This is a genomic window from Halogeometricum limi, from assembly GCF_900115785.1.
Lineage (GTDB): Archaea > Halobacteriota > Halobacteria > Halobacteriales > Haloferacaceae > Halogeometricum > Halogeometricum limi.
The window spans coordinates 67,560-81,062 of record NZ_FOYS01000005.1 but is presented as its reverse complement, the minus strand read 5'-3'; the positions used below and the strand labels follow the sequence as shown (position 1 = coordinate 81,062).

15 protein-coding genes are annotated in these 13,503 nt (G+C 63.3%); 12 read left to right on the top strand and 3 right to left on the bottom strand.

What is annotated here, in order from left to right:
* The first annotated feature begins 973 nt into the window (after nt 1-973).
* The 5 genes from BM282_RS14395 to BM282_RS14375 all read left to right on the top strand — a co-directional run bounded on the left by BM282_RS14395 (nt 974) and on the right by BM282_RS14375 (nt 5,158).
* Complete coding sequence (locus BM282_RS14395) at nt 974-1,918, top strand: hypothetical protein (protein ID WP_139229735.1); 945 nt, start codon at nt 974-976, stop codon at nt 1,916-1,918.
* A gap of 175 nt (nt 1,919-2,093) precedes the next feature.
* Entirely contained in the window at nt 2,094-2,978 is an 885-nt protein-coding gene (locus BM282_RS14390; RefSeq protein ID WP_089882309.1) for a GAF domain-containing protein, read from the top strand.
* Nucleotides 2,978-3,634 carry a DUF7504 family protein gene (locus tag BM282_RS14385; RefSeq protein WP_089882307.1) on the top strand — a complete coding sequence of 219 codons (657 nt, stop codon included), beginning with the start codon at nt 2,978-2,980 and terminating at the stop codon, nt 3,632-3,634. The genes BM282_RS14390 and BM282_RS14385 overlap by 1 nt, the downstream gene beginning before the upstream one ends.
* An 84-nt stretch (nt 3,635-3,718) precedes the next feature.
* Nucleotides 3,719-4,618: a universal stress protein gene (locus BM282_RS14380; protein ID WP_089882305.1), complete on the top strand. Its 900-nt coding sequence runs from the start codon at nt 3,719-3,721 to the stop codon at nt 4,616-4,618.
* Nucleotides 4,619-4,669: 51 nt separating this feature from the next.
* On the top strand, nt 4,670-5,158 hold the full coding sequence (locus tag BM282_RS14375) for a halocyanin domain-containing protein (RefSeq protein ID WP_245758379.1): 489 nt from the start codon (nt 4,670-4,672) through the stop codon (nt 5,156-5,158).
* Nucleotides 5,159-5,254: 96 nt separating this feature from the next.
* On the opposite strand, the gene BM282_RS14370 is transcribed toward BM282_RS14375, so the two are convergent.
* A complete protein-coding gene (locus BM282_RS14370; RefSeq protein WP_089882303.1) occupies nt 5,255-5,458 on the bottom strand; it encodes an HVO_2142 family zinc finger protein in 204 nt (67 codons plus the stop codon).
* Nucleotides 5,459-5,675: 217 nt separating this feature from the next.
* Between BM282_RS14370 and BM282_RS14365 the strand changes: the two genes are divergently transcribed.
* The 3 genes from BM282_RS14365 (at nt 5,676) to BM282_RS14355 (ending at nt 8,479) form a co-directional block, all read left to right on the top strand.
* On the top strand, nt 5,676-7,100 hold the full coding sequence (locus BM282_RS14365) for an amidohydrolase (protein WP_089882301.1): 1,425 nt from the start codon (nt 5,676-5,678) through the stop codon (nt 7,098-7,100).
* Between the two features lie 181 nt (nt 7,101-7,281).
* On the top strand, nt 7,282-7,569 hold the full coding sequence (locus BM282_RS14360) for a HalOD1 output domain-containing protein (protein ID WP_089882299.1): 288 nt from the start codon (nt 7,282-7,284) through the stop codon (nt 7,567-7,569).
* Nucleotides 7,570-7,693: 124 nt separating this feature from the next.
* Complete coding sequence (locus tag BM282_RS14355) at nt 7,694-8,479, top strand: response regulator (protein WP_089882297.1); 786 nt, start codon at nt 7,694-7,696, stop codon at nt 8,477-8,479.
* Between the two features lie 9 nt (nt 8,480-8,488).
* On the opposite strand, the gene BM282_RS14350 is transcribed toward BM282_RS14355, so the two are convergent.
* Both BM282_RS14350 and BM282_RS14345 read right to left on the bottom strand, forming a co-directional pair.
* Nucleotides 8,489-9,526 (bottom strand): zinc-dependent alcohol dehydrogenase family protein, encoded by a 1,038-nt coding sequence (locus BM282_RS14350; protein ID WP_089882296.1) that lies wholly within the window; start codon nt 9,524-9,526, stop codon nt 8,489-8,491.
* Nucleotides 9,527-9,617: 91 nt separating this feature from the next.
* Nucleotides 9,618-10,337 carry a helix-turn-helix domain-containing protein gene (locus tag BM282_RS14345; RefSeq protein WP_089882294.1) on the bottom strand — a complete coding sequence of 240 codons (720 nt, stop codon included), beginning with the start codon at nt 10,335-10,337 and terminating at the stop codon, nt 9,618-9,620.
* Between the two features lie 326 nt (nt 10,338-10,663).
* Between BM282_RS14345 and BM282_RS14340 the strand changes: the two genes are divergently transcribed.
* The 4 genes from BM282_RS14340 to BM282_RS14325 all read left to right on the top strand — a co-directional run bounded on the left by BM282_RS14340 (nt 10,664) and on the right by BM282_RS14325 (nt 13,284).
* Nucleotides 10,664-10,885, top strand: a complete 222-nt coding sequence (locus tag BM282_RS14340; RefSeq protein ID WP_089882292.1) for a hypothetical protein — start codon at nt 10,664-10,666, stop codon at nt 10,883-10,885.
* Complete coding sequence (locus tag BM282_RS14335; protein ID WP_089882290.1) at nt 10,878-11,288, top strand: hypothetical protein; 411 nt, start codon at nt 10,878-10,880, stop codon at nt 11,286-11,288. The genes BM282_RS14340 and BM282_RS14335 overlap by 8 nt, the downstream gene beginning before the upstream one ends.
* A gap of 46 nt (nt 11,289-11,334) precedes the next feature.
* Entirely contained in the window at nt 11,335-11,622 is a 288-nt protein-coding gene (locus tag BM282_RS14330; RefSeq protein ID WP_089882289.1) for a hypothetical protein, read from the top strand.
* Between the two features lie 141 nt (nt 11,623-11,763).
* The gene (locus tag BM282_RS14325) at nt 11,764-13,284 is read left to right on the top strand and encodes a DUF3267 domain-containing protein (RefSeq protein WP_089882287.1); all 1,521 of its coding nucleotides are present in this window, start codon (nt 11,764-11,766) and stop codon (nt 13,282-13,284) included.
* Nucleotides 13,285-13,503 lie beyond the last annotated feature (219 nt).

Below are 13,503 nucleotides of genomic sequence, written 5' to 3'. Positions count from 1 at the left end.
ACCACAGCGGTTGCAACGGTGGTGGGGATTCGACGTCATCGATGAGAGTAGGTCGTACCGACGTATGGACTCTTTCTCACGAACACCTGAACGACGCGCGGTCAGAGATAGGTGCGCGCGGAGTGACGTCGCCCACGCGCCGTGTCAATCTCTACACTTGTCTGTTTGAGCACCATCTGCAGTCGTCACTTTTCCACGGCCGGTGTCGGATGAAGTGACTAGATATTTATGTTTCCACAATAGGTTCCAGAGGGGAGATACGTTCGACGAATCGACCCGACTTCGCCGCAGACGAAGGCGAGCGCGAACCATCTGCGTCGGACGTACACTCGAACTGCAGTCGATGAGACTGTCAGAAAGCGAGTCACATATTCGGAATAGTAGTGTTCATAAAGAGCAATACTGAAGAGAGCAGACGGAACGTCTGCGTAGACAGTGGACATCTCGGGCGAGTACACGAGGCGTTCGAGACAGACGATTCGAAACGCGGTTTCGTCGGAGTTGTCGCCGAATCTCTGACGGTTCGACTCGAGCAGAGTGAGTTCAGAGATATTCATTCGAGCGGGATATTAATATATCAGAAGAATGGTCAGAATAGATACAAACAAAGTAGTTGATGATTAACCGAAAAAGATGCGCCGAGCGCCGTGTAGTCGAGCGTAATACTGCATTACTCTATTCTCAGATATCGCAACAGAGCGCTCACAACGGCGAGCAGAGCGCGTGATTCGAAGCCAGACACCTACTCGAACAGATAGAAATGGCGGTATCACCCGGTTCAGATAATTTCGTTTGAAATTGAACATTTGTTTTGTAATATCTCGTGCACAGACGTTCAAATAAGATAGAAATGGAAATTCACATCCATATATCAAACAATATCGTTATATTAATCAAAGGCAACTGTCTCTCCGAAGACGCGACGCGGAGCGAGGCGCTCTGCGGAGCGGTAGACGACTGCGACGACAGACACATGTTTAGAGGCAACACCGAATCTGACAGCGAACGTAGCACATCAACCTCATCCGAGGAGACGAAAGACACGTCCGGATCTATCAGTCGGCGTCGATATCTGCAAGGCGTCGGCGCGGCGATAGCGACGACGGGATTCGCACAGACTGCACGGGCGGACTCCGTCGACGTCATCAAACTGAGCAAGGGCGAAGGGCGACTGTTCCGCAGTTCCCAAGACGACCTGTCGAACACGCTCATCAAGCCGAACGGCGGGTCCGTTCGGTTCGTCATCGACTCCGGCGGTCGGTGGGAGAACATCGGCATCGAAGGCGGCCTCAACCAGACCGGTCGCGGTGGCGGTGTCTTCGCGACGATGGTTCCCGAAGGCGAGGAGTTCGTCCTCGACGGGTACTACACGGGCGGGACACACCGAGGCGGAACGAACGACGACGGCGGCCACGCGTTCGTGTTCAACACCATCGACCACGCGGGCGACGCCACGTTCAAAAACGGGTTCGTCAGCGACTGGTACCAACCGTACTACTGTTCGAACAGTGGGAACCCGCCGCACCGAAACGACGACCACGCCGGCCGTGGGGGCGACATCCACATGGAGAACCTCTACACCGAGAAGTTCGCACACACGGCGTACCGTCTCGGGACCGACGGGTCGACCTGTGTCGACTGCGTCGCCGCGGACCCCTACGACGACCACGGCCCCGCGCGGAGTGCGTGGGCGTACTTCAACAACCCGACGTACAAGAACCTGCAGTTCGCGACGTTTATCATGTCGGGTAGCAGGTACGACCACGCGGTGCCGCGACTGAAGAACTGTAAGGGGACCGGCGGTCGGATGGAACCCGAGGACTTCACCGGCGACGCGCCGACGGAAGGAGCCGACCTCAGCGTTCCGGACGGCGTCCCCACCTCGGCGCGGGCGGCGGCCAACGGCAACCGCGAGTAGACCACAGACCGAATTTTTTCGTCCGAGACGGCACCGACGACGAGTCGCGTGCGTCATCCGGCATAAACGTCCGCTTGGCAGTATCCAACTGTTACTATCAGAATCGAAAATCGGGAGCGCAGATATATTACACTGCTCTGAAACACGAAAGTATGCAACGGGGTTTCCGTCAGAGATGAGCGGTATGAACGTCGTCTGCGCCGACGCAGACACGACTGCACGAACGAACACGACGAGTGCGTTATCAGATTCGGGACTCTCACCGGTCGAGACGGCGTCGGTTGCCGACGTCAGAGACGAACTAGAGAACGACGTCGACTGCGTGGTGACGGAGTCCGACTTCGAGGACGGAACCGGAATGGACGTCGTACGCGCCGTTCGCGAGTCCGCGCCGGACGTGCCGTGCGTCCTCTACACCGACGAGAGTCCGACCGACATCGATACGACGCAGGTCGAGGGGATGGTCGTCGAGTACTTCCGGAAGAGTTCGCCCGACGCGGGCGAACGCCTCGGTGACCTCGTCCGCGACCTGGTCACCCAACGCGCGCAGATTAGCTACATCCTCCCCGAGAACGAGGACGAGCGACTCGCGGCGCTGGCGGAGTACGACATCGAGGAGTTGGACCTGCGCGAGTCGTTCGAACGGACCACCGAACTCGTCGCCTCACACTTCGGATGGGAGGCGGCGTTCGTCGGCACCGTCGACCAGACCGAAGAGCAGTTCATCGCGTGTCACGGTATCGAACTCGGCGAGTCGTTGAACCGCGAGGACACCATCTGCACGCACGCGATTCTGGAAGAGCAAGTGACCGTCGTCGAAGACATCCTCGGCGACCACCGCTTCCTCGGGAACGAGACGCTCACGAGCGTCGGCGTCCGAGCCTACGCGGGCGCGAACATCGACACGCCCGACGGGCAGACCATCGGGTCGCTCTGTCTCATCGACTACGAACCCAAGGAGATGTCGGACGAGGAACGACGCGAACTCGCGATGTTCGCGGACGAGGTGGCAGAGCAACTGGAACTGCGCCGTCAGGTGCTGAACACGGAGGTGGAGTGATGTCGGCGAACGCCATCAGTTTCGGCGACGACGTCCCGTTGAATCCCGTCGACGCCGGGACGAACCTCCTCGTCTCGGGACCGACGGACGCCGGCTTGAAGTCGCTCGTCCACCGACTCATCGCACCCGGCGAGGGCGAAGGCCTCGTCAGCATCACCACCGACAGCGGCGACGCCTTCCTCCGGGACCAGCGGCAGCACGGCGGCGCGTACGACGACGACGCGACGGGCGTCGTCGGATGTGCGTCCAGTCCCGGGACCCCCGACGAACTCGTTCGGTCGGTCACCGGAACGGCCGACCTCTCGGCGCTGTCGATGGAGTTCTCCGCGCTCTCGGACGACGTCGGCTACCAGACGGACCGACTCCGGTCGGGACTGTACTCGGTCTCACCGCTCTGTGAGTCCGCATCGGACATGCGCGACGTCTACCGGTTCTTGAACAGCGTCGTCTCGCGAAACCGACGCTCGCGCGGCGTGTTCGTCTGCGGCATCGACCCGGAGGCGAACGTCGGCGAGTTCGGGTCCGGTGAGAACATCACGAAGGGAATCTCCATGGTGTTCCAAGGGCACGTCGAACTCCGTGACGGGGCGACCGGACCGGAGATTCGCGTCACGGGACTCGACGGTCAACCCGACGGGTGGCAGTCGCTCGACTGAGCGACCCCCCACGAGACACGTCGTACTACGAGGGCGCTGTACATTGATTACCGTGGGTCTCCTACACGCAACAGAGTACCGACGATGTACGACAGAGTTCTCATCACGACGGACGGCACCGAGTGTTCGGTGACGGCGGCCGCCCACGGACTGGCCCTCGCCGACGCGTTCGACGCGGAGGTACACGTCGTCACCGTCGTCGACGTGCAGGCGGCCGGCGGAGTGTTCGACGCGGGCGGCCTCACGGCCGACTTCGTCGAGGCGCTCGACGCCCGTGCGAAGAAGCAGGTCGAAGCCGTCGCCTCGAACGCCGACCCGGCGACGACGGTTCACACCGAGATTTTGAAGGGGACGCCCTCGAACGAGATTCTCCGGTACGCGCGCGAGAACGACGCGGACCTGTTGGTCCTCGGAACGCACGGCCGGTCGGGCGTCCGTCGGGTCATCACGGGGAGCGTCGCCGAACGCGTCGTCAGACTCGCTGACGTTCCGGTTCTCACCGTCCGCGAACGCGAGGAGACGAGTCTCGACACGACGTACGACCGAATTCTCGTCGCCACGGACGCGAGCGAGGACGCCGAAGCGGCCGTCGAACACGCACTCTCCTTGGCGGCGCGGTTCGACGCGGAGGTACACGTCCTCTACGTCGTCGATACGAGCGTCATCAGACCGAAGTTGGGGAACCTCGTCCCCGAGACGGTTCGGAGCGCCCTCGAAACCGTGGGGAAGGAGGCGTTAGCGGCCGCCGAAGCGCGGGCAGAGGACGTCGGCGTCGACGCGGTGACGGAGATGGTCGACGGCGTCCCGTCACGCAAAATCCTCTCGTACGCGGACGAGAACGGCGCCGACGTCGTCGTCGTGGGGACGCACGGGCGAACCGGCGTCGACCGACTGCTCCTCGGCAGTACGACCGAACGGATACTCAGGTCCGCGTCGACTCCCGTCCTCTCCGTCCGGCGAGGAGACGAGAACGGCGACGAGTGACGACCGTCGGAAGAAATCCAGATATACCGACAGCACGTAGGAGCGCAGTACGTGTACGAATCCACCTCGCGTCGACGACTCCTCGGCGGCATGGCAGCGGTCACCATCGGCACCGTCCTCGCAGGCTGTACGTCCGGCGGGTCGGGTACCGAAGAACCGCCGGAGACGACGGCCGGAGAGGTCGAAGCAAACGACGAGACGTTCGACGGATGGCTGTCCGGCGTGGACGGCGCGGACAGACTGACCGACGCCACCGGGCGGTCGGAAGTTCGCGTGCGCGTCGGTGCCGAGGGCAACGGCGGGAACTTCGCGTTCGACCCGGCGGTCCTCCGCGTGTCGACTGGAACCACCGTCGTCTGGGAGTGGACCGGACTCGGCAGTGCGCACAACGTCGTCGACGAGGCCGGCGCGTTCCAGAGCGGCCTGTCCGGGACGGAGGGGACGACGTTCTCGCACACGTTCGAGACGGCCGGTGTGACGAAGTACGCCTGTACGCCCCACGAGTCCATCGGGATGAAAGGTGTCGTCGTCGTCGACTGAACGACGCGGGAGACGGCCACCGGTCACGAACGGGAGCCTATCGACTACGTAGTCGGTGCGTCGGAGAAACAGCGCAGTCAGTGTGCGAACGGGCGACTACGCGCGTTCGGTCTCGGGACTGGACGGTCCTTCGGGTGTCGACTCGACGACGTCGTCGCCGACGTACACGTCGTGTCGGTACTTGCAGTTCTGACAGAAGAACTGCGCGTATCCAGCCGATTGGGTCCCACTGAACAGCAACTCGTCGCCACAGTCAGAACACCACTCGCGGTGCACTTCTTGCGGACGTTCGATACTCATACATCACCAATCTCCATGAGGGAATGTCATTCTATCGGCTGTATTCTGACAAATATACTCGCGGAATATATCTGTGAGAATATCATTAAGCATTTTTTATGTTGTTTTAGTATATATTATTTATTTTTTGAATGTCTGCCGCAGATGGTCGAGCACGTGCGCCGGGTCGGAATCGTCTCGAACGCAGGTTCAATACGCAGTGCTCCGACCCGGGCGTATGACGAAATCGGAACTGTTCGAGCGAATCGACGAGAACGACGCGTCACTCCGGCGAATCGCCCACTCGCTGTGGGAGACGCCGGAGTTGGGGCTTCACGAAGAGCGGTCGGCGGCGATACTCGTCGAGACCCTCGAAGACGGTGGATTCGACGTCGAAACCGGCGTCGGCGGCATGCCGACGGCGTTCGTCGCCAGATACGGCGACGGCGGTCCGAGCGTGGGTATCCTCGGCGAGTACGACGCGCTCCCGGGACTCTCACAGCGCGTCACCGCCGAACCCGACCCCGTCGTCGAGGGCGACCCGGGCCACGGGTGCGGGCACAACCTGTTCGGGACGGCGGGCGTCGGTGCCGCACTCGCCCTGCGAGACGCCATCGACGCGGGCGAGATAGACGGCACCGTCGTCTTCTACGGTTGTCCGGCCGAAGAGACGCTCGTCGGAAAGACGTACATGGCCCGCGCGGGCGCGTTCGACGAGTTGGACGCCGCAGTGACGTGGCACCCCGGCGACCTCAACACCCCGCGGATGGGCTCTTCGAACGCGCTGAACTCCCTGATGTTCACCTTCGAGGGAGTGTCCGCGCACGCCGGCGGGTCGCCCGATTCCGGTCGGAGCGCGCTGGACGCGGTGGAACTTCTGAACACGGGCGTCGAGTACATGCGAGAGCACATCTCGGACGACGCGCGGATGCACTACGCCATCACCGACGGCGGAAGCGCCCCGAACGTCGTCCCCGCGGAGGCGACGGTGTGGTACTACGTCCGCGCGCCGACCCGCGAGGAGGTGGAGACGAACACCGAGTGGCTTCGCGACATCGCCGGGGCCGCCGCCACGATGACGCAGACGACGGTGTCCGAGCGGTTTCTCACCGGGTGTTACGACTACCGGGCGAACGGCGTCGTCTCCGAACTGCTCTGGGAGAACCTGCAGGCCGCCGGAACGATTCCGTACGACGACGCCGACAGGGCGTTCGCCGCCGAGTTACAGGAGACGGTCGCCGACGAGCGAATCGAGTCGCGTCTCGACGAACTCCCGGACGACGTGGCCGAGGCGGTCCGCGGGGAGTCGTTGTACGCAGAGCCCGTGGAACCGCACGACCACGACAGACAGAGCCACGGGTCGACCGAAGTCGGCGACGTGAGTTGGCTCACCCCGACCGCACAGTTCACCGCGGCGACGTGGCCGGTCGGTGCGCCGGGACACTCCTGGCAGGTCGTCGCCGCGAACGGCGACTTCGGCCAGAAAGCCGTCGCCTACGCCGCCAAGGTACTCGCCGGGACGACGTACGACCTGCTGTCGGACGGAGACGCCATCGCGGACGCGCGCGAGGAGTTCGAGTCGGACGTCGGACACGGCGCGTACGAGACGCCGCTTCCCGAGGACGCCGAACCGCCGTTCGACGTGACCGCGATGGACGGCTGAGACGGCTTCGGTCCCCGTTCGAGACCGTCGAGAGTCTATATCAGAATAAATAATTTCACGCAAAACGTTATGTCTATCCGACTGTTAGTTTCGAGTACGTTCGCAGTCGTCGCCGGACGGCACGCACCCGAGAGCGGAGGCGTGCGACGGATGGGCGAGGACTGTCGGAGGGAGAGAACTCATGTCACAGACACAAACATCGGACGCCGGCGGTCGAACGACGGGCAACGCAGAGATACGAGAAGAAGCGACACTCGAAATCGTCTCGCGCGTCGCGGACGTGAAGGGCTGCAAGCCGTGGGAACTCGAACCCCTCTCGAAGGTGACCGACCCGGACGCGATAGAGGAGTTGGTCAGGTGTTCGTCGGACGTCCAGTTCGAGATCGGATTCGACTACGAGGGAGGACGGGTCACGGTGGAGTCCGACGGCGGCGTCACCTACGAGTATCCGACCGAGACGCCGGCGTAGGACGCGGCGACGGAACTCCGCGAGGAGTCGTGCCGCGGGTCGAGACGACCAGCGGCGAGGCTGGCGGCGAGAACCGGGGGGAAACGGCGGTACTCGACAGCACACGAGAGACGACGGACACAGCATGACCGGGAAAAGCCAAAACGCGACCGAAGGGACGACGGCGTCGCTCTCCGTGCTCCACGTGGACGACGACGAGGGGTTCGCGGAGTTAGTGAAGACGTACTTAGAGCGGGATTCGAGCGAGTTCGACTGTCGTATCACGACGGAGACGTCACCGACGGACGCGCTAGAGACGATTCGAAGCGGCGCCGAATTCGACTGCGTCGTCAGCGACTACAACATGCCCGAGATGAACGGCATCTCGTTTCTCGAGGCGATTCGCGAGACGTACTCCGAACTTCCGCTCCTCCTCTTTTCGGGCGAGGAGACGGGCGACGTCGCCGCGGAGATACTCGACGTCGGCCTCACAGACTACATCAAGAAAGGGTTCGGAACCGAACAGTACACGATGCTCGTCCGGCGAGTCGAGCACGCGGTGCGGTCGGACGGACAATTCGACCCCGCGTCCGAAGCCGAACTCGACGGCGTGGGCGTCGTCGGCGTCGACGACCGCATCGAACGGGCCGACGAGAAGTACGCCTCGTTCTACCGCTACGACGCCGACGAACTCGTCGGCAAGCACTGGACGGAACTGCACCCGCCGGACGAAGTCGAACACATCAAAACGCACGTCCTTCCGGTCGTGCAGGACGGCGGGAAGTGGACCGGACAGAGCAGGGGAAAGCGAGCCGACGGGTCGACGTTCACGGAGTCGAAACTGGTGACCGCGCTCGACGACCGACGGCTACTCATCGCGGTGACCGAACTCGACGACTCAGACCTCGCGTCGGCGGACCGGTCCCGCTGAGACGACGACTCAGACCTCGACGAGGACCTTCACCGCGTCGCGTTCGTGCATCGCGCGGTAGCCCTCGGGCACGCCGTCTAAATCGACCGTTTTCGTGAACACCGGCGAGGGGTCGAGCGTTCCCTGCAACACGTCGGCCATGAGTTCTTCCGCGTACGCACGCACGGGAGCGACGCCGCCGCGGAGTGCGACGTTGTCGCCGAAGAACGGCGAGAGGTCGAGGCCGTCTCCCATCCCGTGCGGGACGCCGACGTAGCCGACGGTGCCGCCGGGGCGAGCGATGCCGACGGCCGTCTCCATCGACGACGTCGCACCGACGGCTTCGAGGACGTGGTTGACGCCGCCGTTCGTCATCTCGGTCACGTGTTCTATCGCCTCCTCCCCGCGTTCGGTGACGAGGTCCGTCGCGCCGAACTGTTCGGCGATTTCGAGTCGGTCCTCGTGGTGGCCCATGGCGATGATTCGCTCCGCTCCGAGTCGTCGGGCCGCGAGGACGCCACAGAGTCCGACGGCGCCGTCGCCGACGACAGCGCAGGTCGACCCCGCTTCGACGCCGGCGTTGAGAGCGGCGTGGTGGCCGGTGCCCATCACGTCCGTCAGAGGGAGGAGCGCCCTGAGCGTGTCCTCGTCGTCGGCGTGCCTGTCGGGGACGCGGACGAGCGTGCCGTCCGCTTCGGGGCAGTGAATCAGTTCCCCCTGTGCGCCACCGTTCTCGCCGCCCCACGAGTCGCCGTTCACACAGGAGGTGTGGAGTCCCTTCCGACAGAACTCGCAGTACCCGCAACTGACGACGAACGGCGCGAACACCCGGTCACCGGGTTCGACCGAGCGGACGTCGTCGCCGACTGCTTCGACGATGCCCATCGGTTCGTGACCGACGCGCGATGGAACGTCGCGGTCGCTCTGCCCGCGGTAGAACCAGAGGTCCGACCCGCAGACGGCGGTGTGTGTCACGCGGACGATAGCGCCCGACGACGAGGAGAGTTCGGGGTCCGGAACGGACTCGATGCGGATGTCTTCGGGACCGTGATAGACTGCTGCTCGCATAGGGAGACTGCGTCGGAGAGATGCAAAAAGGTCCGGTCTGCGGCGAGTTACCCGGGATGTCGGCGGGGGCGTCGACGACGCCGACGGCTACTCAGAGCGCCGTGTCGACGAACTGTTCGACGATGAGGTCTTCCGCGGTACGAAGGCGGTACTGGACGGTCGACCGCGGCGTATCGAGAATCGACGCCAACTCCGCGACGGTCACCGCTCGCGGGCGGGCGTAGTAGTCGTGTTCGATGGCCGCCTCGAGGACTTCCCAGTGGGCGGGCGACAACTGCGCGGCGACGCGGGAGTCGACGTCCCAGTTCCCCGCCTGCGACAGGTGAGACACCTCGAGATGCAGGCCCTCGCGGAGGTTCGACTCGATGTCGTCGTAGAGGTCACCGATGGGCTGTTCGCCGGGGTATAGGATGCGCCAGCGATACTCGCCCGCCGTCCGGCGAGACTCGAAGACGACGCCGTCACCGAGATGGTCGACGACGTGGTGCGGAATCGAGTGACAGCGGTGGACCTCCCGTCGGTACGTGTACACCGTCCGCGAGTTCTGTTTCCGGTCGAGGACGTGGTACATCCGCGACGTGTCGCAGTTCACGACGTCGAAGCACTCGTTACACCAGTTCTCGTCCAAGAACACGTCGTCGAACGCCTCCAGAGCGTCCTGTTCGCCGCGAACGTGGTCGATACGCCACATCCGCTCTCGGGTCGTGAAACAGGTCGAAGAGCGCGTAGAGAGCGACGGATACTCGAAGAAGAGGTCCATCAGGTCGTCGGCTCCGCGGTCGAAGGTGATTACGAACTCGAACTCTCGCATCTACGTCGACAGTTCTCGTCGAACGCACTTAGCACATACTCATCCGCATATATCACGCAATAATCACGTATGGAGTCTTTTTCGGTGGGACTGAACGCGGAGCTAGCAGATGCCAACAGCACCGAGCGCGGCGGCCACCACACTCGGAACGGCGACCGTAGAGCTATCAGTTGCAGTACATATCTTGATAGTTATATCAGAGCGAGCGCGTCTCGACGTTCTCGAATCGAAGAACGATTGGCAGTACGGCGACGGGACGGATGAGGAGAGCGAGATTGTCATTCTGTCGGCCGAAGCTATATCTGTAATCCAGCCTACAATCAGGTATGGCGAACTCAGCCGCCCCCGACGACAGAATCGACGAGACGACGACGTGGCCCGACCTGGCCATCAGTCTGTACGACCGGCTGACCGGCCGGGGTGCGGAGATTATCTACGACTTCGAGGAGATGGAGGTGGACGTTCCGAGCGGAACCGGCGAGGACGCCGAACACGCTCACTGGCGACTCGACGGAACGGTCCGCATCACGACCCGAGAGCGTGAGTGACCACACCGACGAGACGCGGCCGCGAGCGCCGCTGACGGTTCACACGGACCTCACGCTGACCGTCGACGGGACGGAACTGCCGGTGACTTCGACGGGCGAACGACTGTTCGTCGAGTTTCCGTCGCTTCCCAGTGCGGTTCGAACGCTCCGTCGTTCCCCGCAGGGCGAGCGTCACCGACTGCACGACCTGTTGACGACGACGGACCTCACCGTCGAGGTTCGCGTCCGCGGGCGGACCGTGGCCGTGTCTGGCGCGGGTGCGCGGCCGGGTATCCTCTCGCGAGAGTTGGGCGTCGACCCCGTCGAACTCCGTATCGGCGGGGTGTTCGGAGCGGTCGGACGGGAACTCTCGGCCGCCGTCGAACGCGTCCGCGGCGTCGGACGCCGACTGCGAGGCAGGTAGTCTCGCACGGAATACTGCCAAGTAGGTAGCGACAGAAGAGACAGCTATGAGCCACTCGACCGAAGGCGGATACTCCGAGGAGTCGTGGATGCGTATCGTCGACAAACTGCTCGACGAGGAAGTCGACCGCACCGAAGAGATTCAGCTCACGGCCGAAGACCTGAGCGTCGACGTTCCGCTCTCGTGGGGCGAGGACGCACAGCGCGCGACGTGGAAGTTCAACGGTAACGTGACCGTCCACGTCGAAGGGATGCGCGGCCCACTCGCCGACTGGCTCAAACTGTGGGTCAGAGACGAAAAGCGCGGACCGGAGCCAGCGGACTCAGAAGACTGACCGAGTCGGAGTCGGCGGAAGACACAATTACGGGTGCGTTCGAGGGCCGCGAGTGGACACGTCGTCGGAGCGCTATCGAGTCCCGCGGTCGGTGGCCTCGCTGACCCGAAAAGTTAACGGTCTGACATACGACGCGAAACCATGGATTCGGTCGGGAGCGACCCCCCGGAAGCAGTGCTCGCTGACCTCGAACTGACGCGGGGACTCGCGATACAGATGGCCGCGCTCAGCACGCTCGGATTGGTCATCGCTGCGACCGTACTGAGCGGCCTGTACCAAGCCGTCACCGGGCACCCGGCCTCGTTTCAGTTCGCACCCGGGGTACGGTGGTGGACCAACGCGTTGGACGTGCTCGTCCTCCTGTTTCTGGCGACAGTGTTCATCGTTCCCCACGAGTGGCTGCACGGCCTCGCTATCCGGTACTACGGCGGCGAAGCGAGATACGGCGTCGGTATCGCACACTTCGTCCTCCCGTACGCGTACGCGACCACCGACCACCAGTTCACTCGCAATCAGTTCGTCGTCGTCCTCATGACGCCGCTCGTGGTGTTGACCGCCGTCGGTGTGCCGTTGATGCTGGTGCTCGAGTGGGGGTGGCTCATCGTCCCGCTAGCTGCGAACGCCGCCGGGGCGATTGCGGACCTCTGGATGACGATGACGCTTCTCACCTTCCCGTCGGACGTCCGTCTCGAAGACCACCCCGACGGAGTCCGAATACTTGGCCGCGAAAGCGACCGACCGGGCGCGCTGTCGGTGACTGCTGTCGTCTGGGACGCGCTCGCCGGTGCGGCCGTCGCCGCGGTCGGCGTGTTTCTGGTGTTGGCAGTCGGCGGCACGCTCGTGCTGGATCTCCTCGGCGTCGGTTCGCTCGTTGTCGGCACGCCGGACACGCTCGGTTTCCTGTTCTCGTTCACGTCGACGCCGACCGAGATTTCGATGAGCGTCGGCCCCGCCGTGCTCGGTATCGGCGCAGCCATCGGACTGTTTACGCGTTCGTTCGCAGCTATCGGCGCGCGCGTTCGCCCGGTAAGGAGCCACGGGCGAACACGAACAAGAGAACGGCGCGCTAATCGACGGACAGCCGACAGACCGCTTCGCCGCTCTGTGCCGTGGGACGACTACGGGACCCTGATGACGACCGAGTATCCCTCTTCTTTCGCTTCTCGGAGAATCGCGGGAATATCGTCGGGAGGCACGTTCCGTCGGTGCATCTCGACCTCGACGCCGTCTTCGTTTTCGAGACCGAACTGGGCGAGCGACTCGTCCGAACCGGACGGTGCCGCTTGGTCGGCGATCCAGTCTCCGACGCGAGTTCCGAGTGCGTTGACGACGGCCGTCGAGAAGGCGCTCCCCAGTATAATCAAGAAGAGCTCTATCTCGGTCTCCTGTGTCCGTTTGGCCACGGTTTCGAGCGAGCCAATCTCGTTTTCGTGGCTCCAGTTCGGGTCGTCGGAGGCCAGTTCCCACGGCTGCTTCGTGAGGTACGACACGAGCGGACCGACGTCGACGTCGTCGACGGGTCTCCCGTCCGCGTGCCGTATTCGAATGCTGAGACTGTCGGTACTCTTGCGGTCTGCTCCGGGTGTTTTCCGGGATGTAGAAGCCATCTTCGTTCCTCCCTATTCCGACGAAGAGAGTACGCGTTCGGAGAGGATAGACTAGAAGGTCGGGGGACGTACGCGACGCGTCTCTCGGTCGAGCGACTCAGACCCGGGTCGGCGATGGCGGAACGGACGCGGGTCCGTGTGGAATCGTGCGGTTCGTGCGGTCGGCCACGGCCAGTACGTCTCTCCGCCGCCGGACGGACTCCCTCAATTCGGCGTTCGTCTGAGTACCCGCTCGGTGCGCTGATTATCAATATATAATATTAGAACACAATAT